The organism is Salinimicrobium sp. TIG7-5_MAKvit, from assembly GCF_049569215.1.
GTDB classification, from domain to species: domain Bacteria; phylum Bacteroidota; class Bacteroidia; order Flavobacteriales; family Flavobacteriaceae; genus Salinimicrobium; species Salinimicrobium profundisediminis.
The window spans coordinates 2,254,410-2,274,643 of record NZ_CP145903.1; the positions used below are offsets into that span (position 1 = coordinate 2,254,410).

The window sequence follows — 20,234 nt, forward strand, 5'->3', positions numbered from 1 at the left end:
AATTGCCTAAAGAATAGCCCGGGCCCTGCGATGACGAAATTGTGAGAGCAGTTCAAGTTTGCTGTTGTTGCGACAAATCTGGTACTTATTTACAAGAGAATCTTGTGATGTGCTACCTGTCGATAATACTTCCGATCTCATTCCTACCGGGGGTTTCCCACAGGGCGTGGCCTCGTATTTTTCCCAGTCTGTAAATAACATGCTGACTCCGGACAGGCTGATAATGGTGAAAATTATAATTCTTTGTATAGCTTTCATAACTGTGAATAGGTTTGATGCTGGTTTGGTTGATGGTTGTAGATTAGAGGGGTTTTGGTTGCTTACTCCACCACGGTATTGATACGGCTGAAGGAGCTGAGCAAGATTTTATAATAAATTCCTATTAAAAGGAGATGTATGATTAAAGAAAGAATCTGATTCCAGAAATCGGTTAGATAAAAGCCCATTTTTGCAGCGAGAAGAGTAGCTGTAGCAATGAATGCGGCAAGAATAAAAAATGCAACAATAGTTTTAAGACTGGCAACAAGAGATAGCGAGATCACACGCTTTAGATAATCTTTGCCGTCGCCATTCTGGTTGATCTCGAAAGTCTTTCCCATTCCCCAGGAGATCGCAGCGAGAGCAACGATTAGCTTCACATATAGCGACCACACGGGAACATCTACAGAATTTGCTGGGAAGTTGTACAAAAGGGCCAAAAGCAGAAGATGGGCCAAAAAATATTTAAACGCAATGAAATCTGAAAGCTCACCGTGGGCCAGGAGCTTTTCAAGCCTTTTAATCTTAAACCAAATCATAATCTTTTTATTCTTAAGTCGGTGACTTACAAAAAAACTCTGGTAGGGAGGTCATCGGCCTTTACATTCGGCAGAATTCACATAGAGTCGTAAGTCTAACAGCTGTAGGGAGTGCTGTTGCTTCAGGTGACAGGACAGGGATCTTTAGAAATATCTTCAGAAGAAATTGTCCTATTAAATTCGCGACAATATAGATAGAAAATTTGAAATTATTTAGGGGTTGGTAAAAATTTATGAGCTGGTTAAAAGTAAGTTATGAGGCAAGGAAATTTCGAAGCTACTCCAGGCCTCTCCAGGTAATAGTCCAAAGAAAAGCTTAGATGTAGACATAAGGAGGCCTTCGCCGAATTTTAACTGCTTGGGTGGTGTGCGATAAATTAGCTAATGATCATTAAAGTTCTGTAACTCCAATGATGTTTACAACCGAAAAAATACTATTAGGATCGGGAATTTCAATCATTTCATATTCACCTGTTGAAGGCCTGTACTTAAAAAGGTGTTTTTTATTATCAGCTCCTATCAGTTCTGCAAATTCTTTTGCCTCTTTATTGTAAAAGGTTTTATGAGCAAAGTTAAGGGTTGAAATGCGTGGCACTTTAGAGATTTCCTTCACTGTACCATCCTGCACGTTGAAAGTTACCGGCCTCACTTCTGCCATTAAATTGGAGTTGGAGTTTGGTACCGGTGAAAATCCGAAGAGTGTATGGCCATTCCCGCTGTATCCAAGGTTGGTGATCCCGGCTTCCCGGCCCGTGACCGGAAGAACTTCTGCAGCGTCATTTTCAAGATCGATTTCCAGAAGATCGGGATCCCAATTGCTGTTTTTGAGGGTTACGGCATATATTTTTTGACCTATGAGGCTTGTGGAATATACATTGGAATAGCCCATGGAATGTAGATCAACTTCAGAAGTTGTGGTCACCTTAAAAGTATCCGGTTCGATTCTAACCACTTTAACAGGCTTAACACTGGTGGGCAAATCCAGGTCTTCCCGTGTAATTCCTACAAGATTTTTGCTTTCTTCATCCCAGTCTAAAGACATCAATGCTGTATTCTCTCCAAATTCTTCCGGAAAATCAAGAATAGCCGAAACAGTTTTACCCGATTGTTTATCGTAGATATAAAGAATACCTTTTGGAGGGTCAAAACGGTGTTCATAGATGAAGATCTTTGACCCCGATGAGGTAACCGAATTAAAGATGGTATTAAATTCAATACCGGGAATTCTATCTGTCTGGGTCACCTGGCCCGTATTATTTCCAATGGTATACAGCGTGCCATCGTTCTGTAGCGCGATGTAATCAAAGGAGTCTACAGCCTCTTCGGGAGTTTCAGATGGCTTTTCTTCTTCTGCGGAAGAATCTTCTTCTGAGCAGGAAAATAGAAAAACAAGTAAGGCGGACATAAGCAGTGACCTGAATATTTTTGAAAACATACATCCAAATTTATGGAGGTCAATGTAATTAATTTACAGGTATATAGATGTGAAATCTTCTGAAATATTTTCCTGAATGGAGTGTCAAAAATGGCATTTTTCAGGAGTATTTTTTACAGGATCAATTTGCTGAATTCTGATTTTTTTTAGAGTATCTTAAAGATGAAAATCGTGCAGAATTATTTAAAGTAAACTTTCTGCCCGGTACTTCGTAATGCCAAATTTTCCTGTATTTCAAGAAATCATCTTAAAGGACAACTTTTAATCGAAATCAAATTCTTCAGAATGTATTCTTGCTTTTGGGATTTTGAGCGCTTTAAGTTCTTTGCAAACAGCTTTCCGCATTTTCCTGGGTCCGCAGAAAAAGATGTCACTGTGTTGGATTTCAGGATGATCTGCGGGATGAAAGTAGCCGTCGGTTTCCTGGGAGATCACTTCTACATGAAATTGTGGCATTTTCTTTTCTAAGGCTTCAAAAGTTGATATATGTGTCGCTGCGGCGGCATTTTGCACGCAATAATATAATTTTACGCTCAGGGAATCATCGGGATGGCTAAGCAGGTAGTTGGCCCAACTAAGAAAAGGAGCAATTCCCACGCCGCCACCCAGCCAAACCTGCTGTTTGCTGGCAGTCTCAAAATTAAACCGGCCGTATGGGCCTTCAAGTAAAGCCGGGGTATTAGGTTTGATTAGGGCATATAGCCGGTGGGTGTAATCTCCCAAAGATTTTACCATGATGGTTATTTTCCCATCCAGGCTGTGATCACAAATGGTAAAAGGATGGCTCTCTGCCGAAATATCTTCAGAAAGAAAGGAAAAGAAGTAAAACTGCCCGGGCCGGAAATGCGTCTCTGTTTTCTTTTTTGGCTGAAGTTCAATTTCTACAATATTGTTGTTTAAATACCGGACTCCCGTGACTGAATACAGACTTTTCTTTTTTACAAGATCGAATAAAACCGACTTGTACAACCAGGCCGAAATGCCACCAACTGACAGCAGTCCCATATAGATGCCAAGGGCAGGGTTTTCAGAAAAAAAGATCCCCTGAAAGAAGATATGCGCTACTCCTAAAATAAAGAAAAAACCCATGAACTTATGGGAGATCTTCCATTTATCATACGGGATCTTTACAGCCAGGGTTAAGATCACAAGTAATAACATTCCCCAAAGTGACCAGCTGCCAAGGTCAATTTCCATGCGACGGTGAAGGGGGAACAGGTACCATAGAGTTTTGGGAACATCAGTTGGGATCCACCTAAGCGCGAGGAAAATTGGATGCGCCAGGATCAAAAAGAAGGCAAATTTCCCGGTGGTGCGGTGCATTTTGTACACCTTGTCTAGGCCTCCAAACCAGTTTTCGAGGAATGTTAACCGGCAAGTTAATATTAAGCTGAGGGCAAGCAAGGCAAAGCCGGTGAGGGAAAATAACTGACTAGCATATACAAGAAAAGGAGTGGCATTGTGCTTTACCGTAGTTTCGGGATAGGAGAGCATCCACAGCGGGATAACCAGCAGCGCAATTCCCCAAAAAATAATAGCACCTGGGTGTTTTCCTGTCAGCCTGTTTGTTCCGGGGCTGGTGGTGAGGTTATAGGGCAACATATCTTATAGCTTAGTGATTTTCATACTAATGCACAGCAGTACCACTGCTGTTTATAAGATGTCCTGAAAGGGTGGAAGGATTCTTGTAAAAACCAATGTGTATTACCACATTGATCAGCACTCTAAAATTACAACAAAAACCTAATTGAGGAGATGGAAACAGGAGGAAATTCTTCCTTGAAAAAGGTCTCCAAAAATGGCATTTTTGGAGACTGCCTACACTTACTGTAGCAGTGTTTGTACACTATGTTTTAGTAAGATTAGTTATTTAATTGTTTTGCTATGTTCCTTGATATTTTCAGGATTGAGAATATTTTTCGTCAAACTTCTTCCTGGCATACTCATTAAACTCCTGTATTTCATTTTCAGTCATTTTGGTTTTTAAAGAATCTAATTGAATACTCCATTTAGTTCCGTAGGGAGCCATTATAAGCGAATCTGGTTGGTTTTCCCAGTAATCTGCCTCCTCCAATATTTTATCAATGGAGTATTTAGCTAACTCTAAATTAGAAGCAATATCGGGAGTATCTTCTTTTGAGGATGATTTATTATTAGAGTTACAACTAAAAAAGGCAAGAGCTACTGCGAAGACAAGGAATTTTTTCATGCTTACAATCTTTGATGATTAAGAGTTATCTAAAGTTATACTTTTCTGGCATTTAATAATTTCAGCTCATGTTAAAATTAATTATTGATTTTCAATTAGTTGGACCTTGGTTTTTGTTCTAATACTCTACTTCTACATTAATTGATTGTGCTCCTTCCACTTCTTCCCATTTTCCCAGGCTGCTTCCTCTCATATAAGCATTTCCTTTAGTGAGGATAGCTCCCATAAAAACTTTACGTGGTTTTTTAGCATCTGGTATGATTTCCACTCCAACAAAAAAGTCCTCTTCAAGGTAAACGGAGTATTTCGTAAGGTCAATGTTCACCCACCCCTGCTCAATAAGTTTACGTTGAATAATATTTTCAAAGATTATTCTATCTCCAGGTCGGTCGTCCAGGTTCTCATAAAAATTTATTCTTATATAGGCACTATCTGCTTCAAAGCCACGTCTCATATAAAAATTCACATCTTTAACTCTAACAGTTTTATTGTTTGGAATTTTAATTTGTTTGGCACTTTCGATAACGTCCATTTCTGTTGAGATGGTACTCATCCATAATAGTGGGTTGTAACTTTTAACTCCTATTTTCTTATTTTTCTTCTTCCTGTTAGTCACTATAACCTCAGATAATTTATTTTCATTGGGCTGAAGTTGAATCACCAGGTTTTTGGAGGTTTTAATGGGAATTCTTACCGTTTGATAATTCACGTGACTAATGGTAAGGCTATCGCTTGCAAAGGCTCTAGGAAATTTGATCTTAAATTTTCCATCCAGGTTTGAAACTGTACCTTTATTTTTATTGACCACGCCCATATTCGCAAATTCAACAGGTTTATTGGTTTCGGAGTCAATGAGTAGTCCGCTAATTTCAATTTCCTGCGAAAAGGCAGAAAGGCTTAGATATAGGGAAACAACTAAGGTGGAAAAAGATTTTTTCATGTTTGGAGTTTGTGTTTAGTGAATCAGATGTTGCAACCGGCAAGTTTCCTGATTCAGGATTGATTTAAACAATGTTTTTTATATGGTGTGCCTGTTGCACAAGATACCAGAAAATGCTAATTTTCTGATATGCAAGGCAAGAAAAATTATCAGGAAAAACTCTTCACTTCCTTCCGTCTTAGTGACCGGATTCCAAAAGAAAATTTTTACAGACGTTTAAAAGAAGCCCTGAACCTGGAGTTTCTTTATCCCCTTACCCAGAAGTTTTATGGAGATAGCGGGCAGAAAAGCATCGATCCGGTGGTCTTTTTCAAGATCTGCCTGGTGGGATACCTGGAGAACATCACTACGGATCGTGGAGTCATGAACCACTGCGCAATGCGGTTGGATATCCTCTATTTTTTAGGCTATGATGTAGACGAAGAATTGCCCTGGCACAGTACGATAAGCCGTACCCGCCAGCTTTTCCCTGAAGATATTTTCGAGGAAGTCTTCACCAAAGTTTTAAAGCTTTGTATTGATACAGGACTGGTAAGCGGCCATACACAGGCAATTGATTCGGCCCCTGTAAAGGCCAATGCTTCTATGGACAGCCTGGAGATCAAAGTCCCGGCAGAAGACCTCGAGGAGCATCTTTCTAAAGTGCGGGTACAAAGCAGCAGAGATCGAAAGGCTAAAGAGAATAAAGCTTCTGAAGAACAGCAGAAGATCACAGCAAGTAAGAAAGAACTCCAGGAAATAAAGAGCCGGAACAAAAAATGGAGTCAGGACCAGGACATGCGCCCCGGTGCCAAAAACAAAGGCAGCAGGTATACCAGCAACAAAACACATTACAGCCCCACCGATCCCGATGCCCGGATTAGTGTAAAACCCGGGAAGGCCAGAAAACTGAACTACCTGTGCAACCTGGCAGTAGATATTGAAGCACACGTCATTACTGATGTTCGGGCTTATCACGCAGATAAAAAAGATACTAAATACCTGCAGGATACTGCCACAAGGCTCAACAGGCGCCTGCGTCGTGAAGGTTTGATATGGGAAAATGTACTGGCAGATGCCGGTTACAGCAGTGGAGAGAATTATGCATACTTCGAGAAAAAAGGCCTTACCACTTATATCCCTCCGCACGGAACCTATAAAGGCGGACCTGAAAGATTTGAATATATCAAAGAAGGGAATTACTGGCTGTGCCCACAAGGTAAGAAAGTGACCTTCCGAAAGCAGAAGATGGAAAATGGCAATCTAAAAGACAATTATTTTACCACACGTGCCGATTGTAAAGGCTGTCCCATAAAGCAGGCCTGTATTGGTAAGAGCCATGAAAAAAGGATCAACATTACCGCTTATAGAGAGGAGTACGAAAGGAATATTGAACGGGTAAAGAGCAGGCGTGGCCGCTACATGAAAGGCAAACGCCAAAGCACTGTAGAACCTGTTTTTGGTACGCTAAAGGAGTTCCTGGGGCTTCGGAAGGTGAATACCATTGGAATCAAACAGGCCAATAAGTGCATGCACCTGGCCGCCATCGCTTATAACCTAAAGAAATACCTGAAATTCACCCATAAAAGAATGAAATCCGGGGCAGGACAGCTTGCCTTGCTGTTTTCACCAAAAACCTACTACAGGAATCTCACAGTTCAATTTTAAGGAACCTGAATTTTGCTCACAGCCCACCGAATCTATAAAAGAAAAACCGCTTAAAGCGGCTTATTGGTATCAGGAATTTTCGAAATTAACGGCTTGCGCAACGGTTACTGGTGTAGGACATAGTTTTTTTATCAGAAATATGATTGCGAGAATTTCTATGGCCGTGAAAATTGGCCTGTAACTCCCGTAAAGAATACTGTTATTACTCGTGAGATTAACTATGTCGTTACCTAATAAGTAATCAAATAAATTGTGACCAACATGAACTCCTAATGGCACCCATAAACTTTTATATTCAATGAATAGATAAGCGTATAATGTTCCAAACATAAAAGTAGATGTGAGAATCAAATAATCCTGGTAATACTGGAAATGAGGTAGTGTGAAAATAAAGGAGGACAGTACGATGAATAGAATTTTAATTCCCTTTAATGCTTTTCCAATGGTCTCATAAAAATAATGTCTAAAGACCAATTCTTCAAAGAGAGCTGCTATAAATATACCAATGAGATAAAAAGGAATTATGGTGAAATTATATCCTGAATTAACATTGAAAATTTGAGTGTCATTCTCAAATAAGAGAGCTGTCAACTCAATAGCAAGTTCAACAAAGAAGGTCAGGAGCGTACCCGTCAGGAAAATTTTAAGGTATACAGGCTTAAATGGATTTTCTATTTTTTGATATTTATAAATAAGAGCAGTGCCGGCCAAAAGAATTAGAGGTTCAATAAATATTGTCAATTTCCCGTAACTGTTTTCAAAATCAGATTCTTGAAACCCTATTAGGAAGAGCACTAATACATACAGAAGTAGAAGTATCAATAAAAACAGAATTCCTAAAATGAACTTAATAAGGTACTTCAATTTAAATTCTGAGTTTTTAATGTTGACTGCTGTCAATTGTTGATGAGGTCGAATGAGTTTATAATTTCACTCTATTTTTTATTTTTTGTTTGTGCGATTGTAAGCTCCCCCTAATTAGAACTGCTTGATGATATAAAATTATTGTTTTTGGTTTTATCTGTAGTTGCTATTAGAGAATTAAATTCTGCATATTCTATTGGAGCCATTTTTCCTAATGCATCGTGAGGTCTTTGATTATTGTAATCATCCATCCATACCTGTGTTTGTTCTCGTACCTGATCCAGATCTTCAAAAATGTATTTATTTAAAACTCCTCTTCTATAACTTCCATTGAATCGTTCAATAAAAGCATTCTGTGTAGGTTTTCCTGGTTGGATATATTTGAAGTTGATTCCATGCATCTGACTCCATTCTGAAGCTATTTTAGCAATAAACTCAGGACCATTGTCCATTCTTATTTTCTGAGGTTTTGTTCTTCGATTAATTAGGTGGTTTAATACCCAAATAACTCTATTGCTGGGCAAGGAAAAATCTACTTCTATGTGAAGTGCCTCCCGGTTATAATCATCAATAATAGTAAAGGCCCTAAACCTTCTTTTATTATCCAGGACATCTGTCACAAAATCCATACTCCAGGTATGATTAAGGGTCTCAGGTACTTCTAAGGGTTCTTTTACTCTTGCTGGTAATCTTTTCTTCACTTTACGCCTTAAGCTTAAGCCAAGGTTTTTATAGACACGATAAACTCTTTTATGGTTCCACGGCTTTCCTTCCTTACGCAGTCGCTCATAAGCCATCCAAAAACCTTCCTCACTATACTTCTCTGCCTTTTGCTGTAAGGCTTCTTCTATGGGTTTATCATCTTTAGGGAGAGGTTTATAATAAAACACACTCTTGCTCATTTTTAAAACACGGCACGCCCTGCTTATACCGTAATGAGCAAGTTCTTTAGCTATGGTTCGCTTACGGCAAGGCTTTAGAGCTTTTTTTCGATGATCTCTTTAGCCATCTCATGATCCAAAGAAAGGGTGGCATACATTTGCTTGAGTCGACGATTCTCTTCCTCAAGTTCTTTGAGTCGCTTAAGCTCTTTGCCATTCATTCCGCTAAAACGTTCTCGCCATTTGTAAAAAGCAGCGGTGCTTACACCATATTCACGACTGATCTCGGCAGCTGTTTTACCGTTATCGAATTCTTTGAGGATCTTAGAGATTTGCTGAGGGGAAAATTTACTTTTTTTCATACTGTTTAAAATTAAGAGTTATTATACTTTTAAACAGTTCGGTTTTAAGGGAAGCTTACACGATCTCTTCCCTTGATGTTAGCCGAAAAATTTAGGTTCCTTCAAATGAATAACTACACCCAACGGTCTCGTGTATGAGAAGTAGCAGATTTTAAACATTATTTTTTCGGTTTATAACCAGACCTTTATTTTGTTATTATATTTCCTTTAGGTGCTTTAACCACTATTATTTATATACGTCACTGTGGCTGGTTATTTTTTTCTTTTTTTCTGAATAGACTTCGTTTAGATTCCGAGTGAATTTTTCTAACTCCTCTGTGATGGTCTTAATATAACCAGAATATTCTAAGAGTTTTTTTGAAGATAATTCTTTCTCAGATTCAATTAAATTAATCATGCCCAGCATAGAAGTTACAGGTCTTCTTAAAACGTGCGAGATATCAAAGGCAATCTGCTCAAGAGTAGCCTCATATTCGTAATGGTGATTAATATCAATAAATGCCCCGTAGATTATGGTTTTTCCATTTATAGATTTATCTGGTTGTCCATAAATAGCATGCCAACTGTAACCTGAACCAATCTGCACGCGATATTCATGGTATAATCTTTCATTATTTTTTACTGAAAGTAATATAGCTTCCTGGAAAGCAGGAATATCATCTGAATGTATTAAAGACAAACCAATTGTAGGATCCTCAATCCATTGATCGAAATTTATATTGGGATGGATCTTTTTTATGCCCTTACTTAGAAACAAGAACCTCATATCACCAGAATCTGAAACTTCTAATTCAAAAATCCCTAATTGAATATTTTGTGTGATTTTAATCAATCTCTCATTAGTTAGTTTGACAGATGCATTGAGGATTTTAAAGGTTTTGTGTGTTTCCATTATATCCATTGCCTTTTTTGCAAGAATTTGAAGTGCTCGCTTTTGTTTTTCAGAGAAATCTCTGGGCTTTCGGTCAATAATGCACAATGTGCCCAGTACGTGGTTTTTTTCTGTTACTAATGGAGCTCCCGCATAGAATCTAATATTTGGGTCTCCCAAAACCAGTTTGTTATCTATAAACCGGGTATCTTTCAACGCATCATTAACCACCAGTACTTCGTCTGGTTTGTGCAATGCATGTTGGCAAAAAGAATCTTCTATTTTAGTTTCGTTTACTTCAAGTCCTTTATTAGACTTAAACCACTGTCGTTGATCATCCAGAATAGTAATAAGAGATATTGGTGTGTCGCAAATAAGGGATGCAAGTTCCGTAATATCGTCTAGCTCCTCATCAGGTGGAGTATCAAAGAGTTTATATGAATTTACTTCTTCTAACCTAGTATCTGTTCTCATTATATTCTCCTTTTATTTTAAATAAATCATCCCGGGAAAGTGGTTTTACAATATAATCTAAGACGCATTTATATGACCTGGATTTTTCTATATCAAATTGATCAATAGAAGAGCTAACTATAAAAACAGGAATCTTATGTCTATATAAGGTTTCAGAAAATTCATCTAAAAACTCCCATCCATTAATTTCGGGCATATTTAAATCAAGTAAAATAATTTCGGGCATTAAGTCTCCCGACTGTATTATATCGGTTAGTCCTTTCAATGCTTGCTGTCCATCATTATAAATAAGAACGTTTTCGAAAATATCATGTTGACGAATTATTTTTGTCGTGATTGTAACAAATATTGCATCGTCATCAATTATACAGGCATTTTTAACTTCATTCATTTTTCTAATATAATAAACACATCATCTTAGTTTTCCCGATTTCCCTCAAAAATGCCATTTCTACAGCGGCGTCCTGGTAAAATTTAAGTTTAGAAGAACTAAATATGAGTCTTACAACCTGGATTTCCCCTGGAGCTACAGGTATGCAGATGAGCAATTTATGGTTATGACATACAGCGTGTAGGGAAGGACGGTTGTCGGGTTCTTGTTAATGATCGCTGAAAAATAGTAAATTTTTTAGGAGGTTCAGGCGAAAGCAAAATTTTTTGGAGTCAGCATTACAAATTCAGGAAAAGAACAATCCATCTATTTCTTAAAATACTTTTTGTTTTCTAGTAGAGGCTCGTTCTATCCAGAAGTTCTCAGATGAGCTATTATGCCCTCGGAATACAGATTTTTTCAATAGTACAAATAGATCCTGAATAAGACAGTGGCTGAATCTTTCCGGGTGCCAAAAATGGCATTTACAAGATGTCACTAAATACGGTGTAGAAAAAATAGTTGTAGAAAAAATAAATGTGATATGGGGAGTGGATTATTGTAAAAAGATACGGGGAATGATAATCAGACAAAAGCTTGTAGGGAGTCGCTTCTGCCCTTAACTCGTTAACTAGTTTTTAAATATAAACAAAAAACCATTGATTGCCAAATTGATATGAAATTGAGGTTGACGGGAGGTGAATTAACTTCAGCCCTGTGAAGAAAAGAACAATGGCTCTCTTCTTTATATAATATTATTTTGAGGTTAACAGGTTTACCGCTCCTGTGGGTAAACAGCTTTTCAGTAGGCTAAATCAACTGGTATCAGGATTTTTTCAAGTAAAATTGACTTTAATTTATTGACATTCTTAAGCTTAGGGTTTTTCCTGAATTTTTTTATTTGGAATTGTTTTAAATAAGCTTTTGTATTTAAATTCTGCTTCCTAGATTTGCACTCTATTTATAATTAGTCCAAATTAATTTATATAAAATGCATCAAAAGTACTACATCATGTTTTTGTTTATGCTTATGGCTACAATTGGTTTTAGTCAGGCAACAGGAAACATTGAAGGAAATGTCATTAGTAGTAACGGTAATCCTATTGCCAACGCTAACGTGAATGTTTTAGGAACAAGTCTGGGTTCAGAAACCAACAGGAATGGCGAATTTACTATTAAAGCCATTCCGCAGGGAAGTTATACGCTTCGGGTTTCTTACGTGGGTTATGAAAATAAAGATCTTGCTTTTTCAGTTCAGGCCGGGCAAACTACTACGATCCCTGCTGTTATTTTGAGAAATAACGAAGAGGATCTGGAAGAGATAGTGATCACCGGGAACGCCAACATCAACAGTTTCGCAAGAGCTAAAAGTCAGTACGTGGCTAAACTTCCTTTAAAAGATATTGAAAACCCGCAGGTTTACAATACTATAACGGGCGAATTGCTGGAGCAGCAGGTGATTACTTCTTTTGACGATGCCCTAAAAAATGCTCCCGGGATTACCAAACTCTGGGAATCTACAGGTAGGGGAAGTGATGGTGCCGGATATTTCTCTATAAGAGGTTTTGCTGTACAGCCTACTTTGGTCAACGGCTTACCCGGTTTGACCAATGGCAGCCCCGATCCTGCAAATATTGAAAGCATAGAAGTAATTAAAGGCCCTTCTGGAACCCTTTATGGGAGCAGCCTTATCTCTTATGGTGGGTTGATAAACGTGGTGACAAAAAAGCCGTACGATTACTTTGGCGGAAATATTTCCTACACCATGGGAAGCTTCGGGATGAATCGTGTTACAGCCGATGTGAACATGCCTCTTGATGAAGATGGTGACGTGGCTTTGCGTGTAAACACAGCATATCACAAACAAAACAGCTTTCAGGATCTTGGCTTCAGTGAATCTTTCTTTGTGGCACCTTCGTTGAGCTATAAGGTGAATGATCGTTTGTCTTTTTTAATAAATACCGAATTCTATACATCTGAAAGTACCAATCCTGCTATGTTATTTCTTGACAGGGGTGCGCCGTTAAAGGCTACAAATATGGATGAATTGGATTATGACCCCAATCGTTCTTATACAAGCAATGATCTTACACTTAAGAACCCTAACTACAGCCTTCAGGGGCAAATGGAATACAAATTATCTGATAACTGGACGTCTCAAACAGTCTTTTCCAGAAGTTCTTCTAATTCTCTTGGTTACTACTCTTATTTGTACGAAACCACAAGATTCTATATGGGGCGTACAGAGGTAGAAGGCTCTGTGACCAATTTAGATGAAGGTTTTGTCTTTACTCGTTACATGAATAATCAAAATTCTACTACGCTAACCAGTGATATTCAGCAGAATTTTATTGGAGATTTTAAGATTGGAGATTTGAGAAACCGCATGGTTGTTGGGCTTGATTATTTTAACAGGGAGACCATTGACAATAGTTCAGGTTATATCGCCAACGGGAATGTGTACATAGGCGATGCAAGCCTGCAGAATGTGAATGAAAGCGTCTTTGGCAGGTTTGATCCCGCAAATTATGTGAGGAACAATGATAGCGGATTACTTTCGGAAGCATCGGTAAACAACCTGCTTTCAGGTGTAGCTTTAAATAATTCTACGATCACTGAAGAAGTGTACAGTGCCTATATTTCAAATGTGCTGAATATTACTCCTAAGATTTCTGCTATGGCCAGCTTGAGAATTGACCAGTTCGAGGGCGAGAATAACAGCCAGACAGCGCTTTCTCCAAAATTCGGACTTGTTTATCAGCCAATCCTGGAAAGAGTTTCAGTTTTTGCTAACTATATGGACGGTTTCAGCAATGTTGATCCGCGAGAGCAGGGGAATCCTGCAGAGGGTGCTACAACTACCGTGAGCTTTGATCCTGAAAGAGCTAAACAGCTGGAGGTGGGAACCAAGCTAAACCTTGTTAAAGACCGCGTTTCTGCCAGCCTTAGCTATTATGATATCAAAGTTTCCAACATTGTGATGGAAGATATGGACAGGCCGTTCTACTACGTGCAGGAGGGAGAGCAGTATAGCCGCGGTTTTGAAGCCAGTATTACCGCCACTCCTGTTGATGGGTTAAATGTAATTGCAGGTTACAGCTACAATGAAAGTGAGCTTGAAGAGTCTGGTTTACGCCCTGAAACTGCCGGACCTAAAAATCTTGCAAACCTATGGGCGAGCTACAGCTTTGCCGGTAACCTGGATGGTTTCGGACTAGGTTTTGGAGGAAACTATGCAGGTGAGAACATGATCTTCAATAGAAATCTTGGAACCTTCACGCTTTCATCGTATACCGTTCTAAATGCAGCAGTTTTCTATAATGCAGAGAAGTTTTCGGTTAATCTGAAGCTAAACAACCTTACTGATGAGGAATACTATAATGGTTGGTCAACAATCAATCCGCAAACGCCAAGAAATTTTGCGGCCAGCTTTACCTATAAATTCTAGTAAAATATAAACTGAATAGAAATAGCCGCTTCGGAAGAAATTCCGGGGCGGTTTTTTATTGGGAAGAAGTCAGGCAAGAGGTGTCAAAAATGGCATTTTTCTTTGCTGGTTTTCCTGAAGGTTTAGCGGAGCAAGATTTTTAAAGGCTGGCGATCCATAAATTTTGTTCTTCTGTACAGATTAACTACATTATTTAGCTAGTCCCCAACTTTTGATCATGATCCCTTTTGTTCTTGATCCCCAAAAATGCATTTTCGAGAGGTATATAAATTAAAAAACCCTCAAATTTTCATTTGAGGGTTTCTGCTTTTGATGGTGGTGCCTCCAGGAATCGAACCAGGGACACAAGGATTTTCAGTCCTTTGCTCTACCAACTGAGCTAAGGCACCAGTGTTTAAAGCGGCTTACCTTGTAGTAAGCGGGTGCAAATATATATTCAAATTTAATATCTCCCAAGGGAAATTGAAAAAAAATGCTTTTGTACTTTAGCTTTTTCAAGTAACTGCCATGAATCTCGTTGTTGATATAGGCAATACAATTGCCAAACTGGCTGTTTTTCAGCAGGATGAAATCCTTGTGAAAATTTCAGCAGATAAATCCGATTTAAATAAAAAAATTTCTGAAATCCTGAAACTTCATCCGGGAATCAAAAAAATGGTGGTTTCCAACGTGTCTTCGGCAAAATGGAAGCTTCCTGAAGGAGCTGAAAAATCGGTGAGGGTTGTAGAGCTTTCCGCAGAAACCCTGCTACCCTTCAAAAATAACTATGGAACGCCTGCTACTTTGGGGAACGACCGTAAAGCTCTAATCGCTGCTGCCGTAAAATACCATGCAGGTAAGAATGTATTGGTGATAGACGCCGGCACCTGCATTACCTACGACTTTAAAACTGCCAGAGAAGAGTATCTGGGTGGCGGAATTTCTCCGGGTTTAAAAATGCGATTTTTGGCACTAAATAATTTTACGGCAAATCTTCCGTTAGTAGAAGCAGGAGAAGGACATGAATTAATTGGTGATTCCACCACTTCCTCAATAACTTCGGGTGTTGTAAATGGCACGCTCATGGAAATTGAGGGGATAATTGGTAAGTATAAAGAAAAATATAACAATTTAATAGTTATAATTACCGGTGGAGATGCAACTTTCTTGTCTGGAAACTTAAAAAATGGCATATTTGCGAACTCCAATTTCTTGTTGGAGGGTTTAAATTTTATTCTCGAATTTAATATCGATCAATGACAAAACGATTGTTTATAATCGTATTCATTTTATTTTCAGTGATTACGACCGCTCAGGAGCGAACTTCCTCACCTTATTCTTTTTACGGGCTGGGATTAAACACCTTCAAAGGTACCGTAGAAAACAGATCAATGGGTGGTCTCAGCATTTTCTCAGATAGTATTCATGTCAACCTGCAAAACCCGGCAGCACTGGGCAGGCTTAGGTTAACTACTTATACAGTTGGGCTGAGTGGCAATTCTGTTGAGATAAAGAGTGGAGACGAGAGTGAAAATGCTAGTTCAAGTTCGCTTGATTATTTAGCTGTGGGAATTCCAACGGGTAAATTTGGTTTTGCATTTGGATTGGTGCCTTATTCTTCTGTGGGTTATAACATAGATGATATCAATCAGGACGAAGGGATAGGAAACAGGTATACAGGAAAAGGGGGTCTTAACCGGGTCTTTCTCGCTGTGGGTTATCAAATAACCTCAAATATCAATATTGGCATAGACGCTAGTTATAACTTCGGAAATATTCAGAATAAAAGCATACTGGTGCGCGAAGATGTGCAATATAGCTCCCGGGAAATAAACAGAAGTGACCTTAGTGGTTTCACTTACAAAATCGGGCTTGATTACGAGAGGATGCTCACTGAAAGCCTGCAGTTTAAAATGGGAGCGTACTACACACCCGAAACTACTTTGAAAACAGACAACCAAAGAGAGCTTGCAACGATATTGTTAGGGGTTGACGGCAGGGAGATCACTGTAGATAGTCGTGATGTTTCTGAGCCTGCGTCAGATTTTGTTTTGCCTTCAAGCTTTAGTATAGGAGCAGGAGTAGGACGGCCTCATAAATGGTTTTTAGGAGGAGAGTTTTCTACAACCGAAGCGGGAGATTACAGCAACCGTGCCTTTGCAATAGAAGGAGCGTCATTTGAACAGGCTTCCAAATACAAGATTGGAGGATTTTTCATTCCCAACTATAACTCTCTTACCAGCTACTTTAGCCGAATTGTATATCGTGGGGGTCTTCGTATGGAAGAGACCGGGCTTCACCTTAATGGAGAGTCTATTAATGAGTTTGGCATAGCTTTTGGTTTAGGACTACCAGCAGGAAGGATGTTGACCAACATTAATCTGGGATTTGAGTATGGACAGCGCGGTACAACAAGCGCCGGATTAATCCAGGAAAACTTTTTTAATGCGATGATAAGCCTCTCGTTGAACGACAGGTGGTTTATCAAAAGAAGATTCGAATAATCACAAACTATTAATCAGGAATAAAACTTATACTATGAAAACCAAGGTAATATTATTTCTTTCAGGGGTTGTTCTGGGAACAGGGGCCTTGCAGGCACAGGCTAATCAGGAATGTGCCACCACAGCAGCCCTGGCCTATAGCGATGCAAAGGCAAAAAACTATGATGCGGCCTGGACCAGAATTCAAACCTTAAGAGAGGAATGTCCTTCCTATCATATAGCAACCTATCAGTACGGAGAAAGGATATTGAAAGATCGCCTTGACAATGCACCCGATGCTGAGAAAGAAAGCGTAGCGCAGGAGCTTATAAAATTATATAAAGAACGTTTGCAGCATTTCCCTGCAAAGACCGATGCAGGAGATGTTAATGCTGATATCGCGCAGCTCATGTTTGATGTAAAACTGGGTTCAACCGAAGAGCAATATGAGGCTTTTGATAAAGCTTTTGAAGCAGATCCAAACAGTCTCAATGCCAAGTCACTATATACTTACTTCTACCTGTTGGTAGAGTTGCAGGATTCCGGTAAAAAAGATCTTCAGGAGGTTTTTGATAAATATGATGTTGTTATCGCCAAACTTGAAGAGCAGGAGAATGAGACTGCTGAGTCTTTAGCTAGCTTAATTGAAAAGCAGGAGGCTGGAGAAGAGCTTTCTTCTAAAGATAAGGCAAGACTTAATGCATATGAGAAAAACCTTGTAGCCTATAGTGCTGTAAAAGGAAGTATCAACGCAAAACTTGGTCAACGTGCAGATTGTACTAACCTTATCCCGCTTTACAGCAAAGATTTTGAAGCTAAAAAAGGAGATACTGAATGGTTGAAGCGAGTTAATAGCAGGTTGTCTGCAAAAGATTGTACTGAAGATCCACTTTTTGTAAAGGTGTCTGAAGCTCTTCATAAATTAGAGCCATCTGCAAGTTCTGCTTACTCTCTTGGTCAATTAGCCGAAGCAAATGGAAACCAAAGTAAAGCGCTTGATTATTACAATCAGGCAGCCGAACTGCAAAAAGATCCATCTGCAAGAGCAAGTATTTATTACAAGATTGCGAACCAGTACAAAGATAAAGGCCAGTTTGGGCAGGCCAGAAATATGTATCGTAAGGCTATAAGCTCAAAACCTTCATTTGGTAGGGCTTACCTTCAAATCTCTAATATGATCGCTCAAAGTGCAAACAACTGTGGGAATACTGCTTTTGAAAAAAGAGCTGTATACTGGAAAGCTGCAGAATATGCCGAGAGAGCCGCAAGAGTTGATCCGTCAATAAGCAGTACTGCTAATGAGACTGCATCTGCATACAGGGGTAGAGCACCACAACGTAGCGATATCTTCCAGAATGACATGCAGGGTAAAACCATCAACATTGGATGTTGGATAGGAGAAAGCATTCGCGTACCTAATTTGTAGTATGAAATTTACATACAGGATATTTTTTAAAGGCATTGTTACAACCCTTGTTGTGACAATGCTTTTTTCTTGTGAGGGGAATTTGAAAGGCGTGAGGCAAATGGAGATCCCCGAAGATGCACCGCAATCTATAGGGGTGGGAATTAACATGAAGTACGTTGATTCCGGAAAGGTGGTGGCTACTCTTAGAAGTGAAACCATGAGGGATTTTTCAAACAAAGCTTTTCCCTACCGTGAATTTCCTGATGGTGTTATCGTAGAATTTTTTGACGAGAACCAACAAAAGAATACCGTAACTGCCAATTATGGTATTGTTTATAATGAGACAGGGCTTATAGATTTGCAGGGTGATGTGGTGGTGGTGACCAGTGATAGCACAAAACTCACTGCAGATCAGCTTTATTGGGACCAGGTGAGAAACTGGGTTTTTACAGATCATCCTAACACCATCAGGTTCAAGAATGGAGCGATCAATGAAGGAAAGGGTTTTGATAGCAATCAGGAATTCACTAATTTCCGTTCAAGATCTAATGTTGGGGTGCAAATTTTAGAAGAAGACAAACCATGATGAAATTTTCGAAGTTTTTTGAATTTGCCTACCTGGTAGCCGCAGCGTTCTTTCTTTACGAGGCTGTGGTCATTTGGAATGATCAACGCAACCAGGCCTATCTCTTCCTTTTCTTTGTGGTGATAGCCATATTCATGTTCTTCTTTAGAAGACATTTCCGGCACAAGTACGATAACAGGAAATAGGTACTATGGCCTTCGAGATCGTTATTATTCTGTGTTCCCTTATCCTTTCGGCTTTCTTTTCGGGTATGGAGATCGCTTATGTGTCTGCCAACAAGATTCATGTTGAAATTGAGAAGAAGCAGAATGATTTTTTAGCCAAAATACTTACCCGTCTTACCCGTAAACCTTCAAAGTTTATTGCTACTATGCTAGTGGGCAATAACATTGCCCTGGTTATCTACGGGTTTTTTATGGGAGATCTCTTAATGGCATGGCTCACTCCCGATTACTTTAGCAATGAAATAGTAGTTTACCTGCTTACAGATCTCAGCCTTCTCACTCAAACCGTTATTTCTACACTTATCATTCTGCTTACTGCGGAATTTTTACCCAAAGTGTTCTTCCAGATCTATGCCAATTTCTTTCTGAAGTTCTTTGCTGTGCCTGCCTATTTATTTTACCTGCTCTTCAGTTTTATATCCTCTTTTGTGATATGGGTTTCAGACCTCGTTTTGAAAAGGTTCTTTAAAACCCAGGGAGATGAAGTGCAATTGGCTTTCACAAAGGTGGAACTCGGAAATTATATTTCTGAACAAATGGACAAGATTGAGCACGATCAGGAGGTAGATTCCGAAATACAGATCTTTCAGAATGCCCTCGAATTTTCCGAAGTAAAGTCCAGGGAAGTGATGATTCCCCGTACAGAGATCGTGGCTGTAGACATTACTACCGATCCGCGGGAGCTGGTGGAGACTTTCACCGCAACGGGGCTCTCAAAGATCCTGGTGTACCGGGAGAATATTGACGACATTATTGGTTATATACATTCCTTTGAGCTTTTCAAAAAACCGCCTACCATAAAATCTATCCTGTTGCCGGTAGTCTTTGTGCCCGAGACCATGCTGGTGAAAGATGTTCTTAATATCCTTATTAAAAAAAGGAAGAGTATTGCGGTGGTGATAGATGAATATGGCGGCACCAGTGGAATGATGACCGTAGAAGATATCGTGGAAGAGCTGTTTGGTGAAATAGAAGATGAACACGATCCTGTAATTCTTATCGAAGAAAAACTGGAGGAGAATAAATACCTTTTTGCAGCCCGTTTGGAGGTAGATTATCTCAATGAGAACTATAAGCTAGACATTCCCATAGGAGAGAATTATGAGACCCTGGGAGGTTATATCCTCGATCACACCGAAGAAATTCCGCCAAAGGACGGAGTCGTTGAAATTGATAGTTTTACCTTTTATATCAAAGAAGTTTCCAACACAAGGATTGAGCTTGTAGAGGTGATCGTGAACCCAAACGATTAATTT

At 39.2% G+C, this 20,234-nt stretch carries 18 protein-coding genes and 1 tRNA gene; 8 read left to right on the forward strand and 11 right to left on the reverse strand.

Features of this window, described 5'->3' with window-relative positions:
• Nucleotides 1–6: 6 nt before the first annotated feature.
• From V5739_RS10160 to V5739_RS10185, 6 genes are all read right to left on the reverse strand, one after another.
• On the reverse strand, nucleotides 7–258 hold the full coding sequence (locus tag V5739_RS10160) for a hypothetical protein (RefSeq protein WP_423818077.1): 252 nt from the start codon (nucleotides 256–258) through the stop codon (nucleotides 7–9).
• A 62-nt stretch (nucleotides 259–320) separates the two neighbouring features.
• Nucleotides 321–797, reverse strand: coding sequence for a hypothetical protein (locus V5739_RS10165; protein ID WP_423818078.1), 477 nt, complete (start codon nucleotides 795–797; stop codon nucleotides 321–323).
• 391 nt (nucleotides 798–1,188) lie between these two features.
• The gene (locus tag V5739_RS10170; protein WP_423818079.1) at nucleotides 1,189–2,232 is read right to left on the reverse strand and encodes a hypothetical protein; all 1,044 of its coding nucleotides are present in this window, start codon (nucleotides 2,230–2,232) and stop codon (nucleotides 1,189–1,191) included.
• Between the two features lie 261 nt (nucleotides 2,233–2,493).
• On the reverse strand, nucleotides 2,494–3,834 hold the full coding sequence (locus V5739_RS10175; RefSeq protein ID WP_423818080.1) for a ferredoxin reductase family protein: 1,341 nt from the start codon (nucleotides 3,832–3,834) through the stop codon (nucleotides 2,494–2,496).
• A 298-nt stretch (nucleotides 3,835–4,132) separates the two neighbouring features.
• Nucleotides 4,133–4,441 (reverse strand): hypothetical protein, encoded by a 309-nt coding sequence (locus V5739_RS10180; RefSeq protein WP_423818081.1) that lies wholly within the window; start codon nucleotides 4,439–4,441, stop codon nucleotides 4,133–4,135.
• Nucleotides 4,442–4,559: 118 nt separating this feature from the next.
• Complete coding sequence (locus tag V5739_RS10185) at nucleotides 4,560–5,381, reverse strand: carboxypeptidase-like regulatory domain-containing protein (protein ID WP_423818082.1); 822 nt, start codon at nucleotides 5,379–5,381, stop codon at nucleotides 4,560–4,562.
• A 129-nt stretch (nucleotides 5,382–5,510) separates the two neighbouring features.
• Between V5739_RS10185 and V5739_RS10190 the strand changes: the two genes are divergently transcribed.
• Complete coding sequence (locus tag V5739_RS10190; protein WP_423818083.1) at nucleotides 5,511–7,028, forward strand: IS1182 family transposase; 1,518 nt, start codon at nucleotides 5,511–5,513, stop codon at nucleotides 7,026–7,028.
• 69 nt (nucleotides 7,029–7,097) lie between these two features.
• On the opposite strand, the gene V5739_RS10195 is transcribed toward V5739_RS10190, so the two are convergent.
• The 4 genes from V5739_RS10195 to V5739_RS10210 form a co-directional block, all read right to left on the reverse strand.
• Nucleotides 7,098–7,769: a CPBP family intramembrane glutamic endopeptidase gene (locus tag V5739_RS10195; protein WP_423818084.1), complete on the reverse strand. Its 672-nt coding sequence runs from the start codon at nucleotides 7,767–7,769 to the stop codon at nucleotides 7,098–7,100.
• A 233-nt stretch (nucleotides 7,770–8,002) separates the two neighbouring features.
• A protein-coding gene (locus tag V5739_RS10200) for an IS3 family transposase (RefSeq protein ID WP_423818085.1) occupies nucleotides 8,003–9,135 on the reverse strand; the annotation gives its coding sequence in 2 pieces (ribosomal slippage) (nucleotides 8,003–8,874 and nucleotides 8,874–9,135; 1,134 coding nt in all).
• 226 nt (nucleotides 9,136–9,361) lie between these two features.
• Nucleotides 9,362–10,480: a GAF domain-containing protein gene (locus tag V5739_RS10205; RefSeq protein WP_423818086.1), complete on the reverse strand. Its 1,119-nt coding sequence runs from the start codon at nucleotides 10,478–10,480 to the stop codon at nucleotides 9,362–9,364.
• The gene (locus tag V5739_RS10210) at nucleotides 10,464–10,871 is read right to left on the reverse strand and encodes a response regulator (RefSeq protein ID WP_423818087.1); all 408 of its coding nucleotides are present in this window, start codon (nucleotides 10,869–10,871) and stop codon (nucleotides 10,464–10,466) included. Before V5739_RS10210 ends, V5739_RS10205 begins: the two co-directional genes overlap by 17 nt.
• 970 nt (nucleotides 10,872–11,841) lie before the next feature.
• Here V5739_RS10210 and V5739_RS10215 point away from each other — a divergent pair.
• Entirely contained in the window at nucleotides 11,842–14,298 is a 2,457-nt protein-coding gene (locus V5739_RS10215; RefSeq protein ID WP_423818088.1) for a TonB-dependent siderophore receptor, read from the forward strand.
• Nucleotides 14,299–14,611: 313 nt separating this feature from the next.
• On the opposite strand, the gene V5739_RS10220 is transcribed toward V5739_RS10215, so the two are convergent.
• Nucleotides 14,612–14,687, reverse strand: a tRNA-Phe gene (locus tag V5739_RS10220).
• A gap of 118 nt (nucleotides 14,688–14,805) precedes the next feature.
• Between V5739_RS10220 and V5739_RS10225 the strand changes: the two genes are divergently transcribed.
• Genes V5739_RS10225 through V5739_RS10250 form a run of 6 tightly spaced genes read left to right on the forward strand, consistent with a single transcriptional unit; the run spans nucleotide 14,806 to nucleotide 20,231 of the window.
• Nucleotides 14,806–15,537, forward strand: a complete 732-nt coding sequence (locus V5739_RS10225) for a type III pantothenate kinase (protein ID WP_423818089.1) — start codon at nucleotides 14,806–14,808, stop codon at nucleotides 15,535–15,537.
• Nucleotides 15,534–16,781, forward strand: coding sequence for a hypothetical protein (locus tag V5739_RS10230; protein ID WP_423818090.1), 1,248 nt, complete (start codon nucleotides 15,534–15,536; stop codon nucleotides 16,779–16,781). Before V5739_RS10225 ends, V5739_RS10230 begins: the two co-directional genes overlap by 4 nt.
• Before the next feature lie 34 nt (nucleotides 16,782–16,815).
• Nucleotides 16,816–18,186, forward strand: a complete 1,371-nt coding sequence (locus V5739_RS10235; protein ID WP_423818091.1) for a hypothetical protein — start codon at nucleotides 16,816–16,818, stop codon at nucleotides 18,184–18,186.
• Nucleotide 18,187: 1 nt separating this feature from the next.
• Nucleotides 18,188–18,754, forward strand: coding sequence for an LPS export ABC transporter periplasmic protein LptC (gene lptC, locus V5739_RS10240; RefSeq protein WP_423818092.1), 567 nt, complete (start codon nucleotides 18,188–18,190; stop codon nucleotides 18,752–18,754).
• On the forward strand, nucleotides 18,751–18,939 hold the full coding sequence (locus tag V5739_RS10245) for a hypothetical protein (RefSeq protein WP_423818093.1): 189 nt from the start codon (nucleotides 18,751–18,753) through the stop codon (nucleotides 18,937–18,939). Before lptC ends, V5739_RS10245 begins: the two co-directional genes overlap by 4 nt.
• Nucleotides 18,940–18,944: 5 nt before the next feature.
• The gene (locus V5739_RS10250) at nucleotides 18,945–20,231 is read left to right on the forward strand and encodes a hemolysin family protein (RefSeq protein ID WP_423818094.1); all 1,287 of its coding nucleotides are present in this window, start codon (nucleotides 18,945–18,947) and stop codon (nucleotides 20,229–20,231) included.
• Nucleotides 20,232–20,234: the final 3 nt, after the last annotated feature.

Bases quoted from the DNA above. Each gene is read 5' to 3' on its own strand.
- V5739_RS10160 (WP_423818077.1), bottom strand. From the start codon at position 258: ATGAAAGCTATACAAAGAATTATAATTTTCACCATTATCAGCCTGTCC.
- V5739_RS10165 (WP_423818078.1), bottom strand. From the start codon at position 797: ATGATTTGGTTTAAGATTAAAAGGCTTGAAAAGCTCCTGGCCCACGGT.
- V5739_RS10170 (WP_423818079.1), bottom strand. From the start codon at position 2,232: ATGTTTTCAAAAATATTCAGGTCACTGCTTATGTCCGCCTTACTTGTT.
- V5739_RS10175 (WP_423818080.1), bottom strand. From the start codon at position 3,834: ATGTTGCCCTATAACCTCACCACCAGCCCCGGAACAAACAGGCTGACA.
- V5739_RS10180 (WP_423818081.1), bottom strand. From the start codon at position 4,441: ATGAAAAAATTCCTTGTCTTCGCAGTAGCTCTTGCCTTTTTTAGTTGT.
- V5739_RS10185 (WP_423818082.1), bottom strand. From the start codon at position 5,381: ATGAAAAAATCTTTTTCCACCTTAGTTGTTTCCCTATATCTAAGCCTT.
- V5739_RS10190 (WP_423818083.1), top strand. From the start codon at position 5,511: ATGCAAGGCAAGAAAAATTATCAGGAAAAACTCTTCACTTCCTTCCGT.
- V5739_RS10205 (WP_423818086.1), bottom strand. From the start codon at position 10,480: ATGAGAACAGATACTAGGTTAGAAGAAGTAAATTCATATAAACTCTTT.
- V5739_RS10210 (WP_423818087.1), bottom strand. From the start codon at position 10,871: ATGAATGAAGTTAAAAATGCCTGTATAATTGATGACGATGCAATATTT.
- V5739_RS10215 (WP_423818088.1), top strand. From the start codon at position 11,842: ATGCATCAAAAGTACTACATCATGTTTTTGTTTATGCTTATGGCTACA.
- V5739_RS10225 (WP_423818089.1), top strand. From the start codon at position 14,806: ATGAATCTCGTTGTTGATATAGGCAATACAATTGCCAAACTGGCTGTT.
- V5739_RS10230 (WP_423818090.1), top strand. From the start codon at position 15,534: ATGACAAAACGATTGTTTATAATCGTATTCATTTTATTTTCAGTGATT.
- V5739_RS10235 (WP_423818091.1), top strand. From the start codon at position 16,816: ATGAAAACCAAGGTAATATTATTTCTTTCAGGGGTTGTTCTGGGAACA.
- lptC (WP_423818092.1), top strand. From the start codon at position 18,188: ATGAAATTTACATACAGGATATTTTTTAAAGGCATTGTTACAACCCTT.
- V5739_RS10245 (WP_423818093.1), top strand. From the start codon at position 18,751: ATGATGAAATTTTCGAAGTTTTTTGAATTTGCCTACCTGGTAGCCGCA.
- V5739_RS10250 (WP_423818094.1), top strand. From the start codon at position 18,945: ATGGCCTTCGAGATCGTTATTATTCTGTGTTCCCTTATCCTTTCGGCT.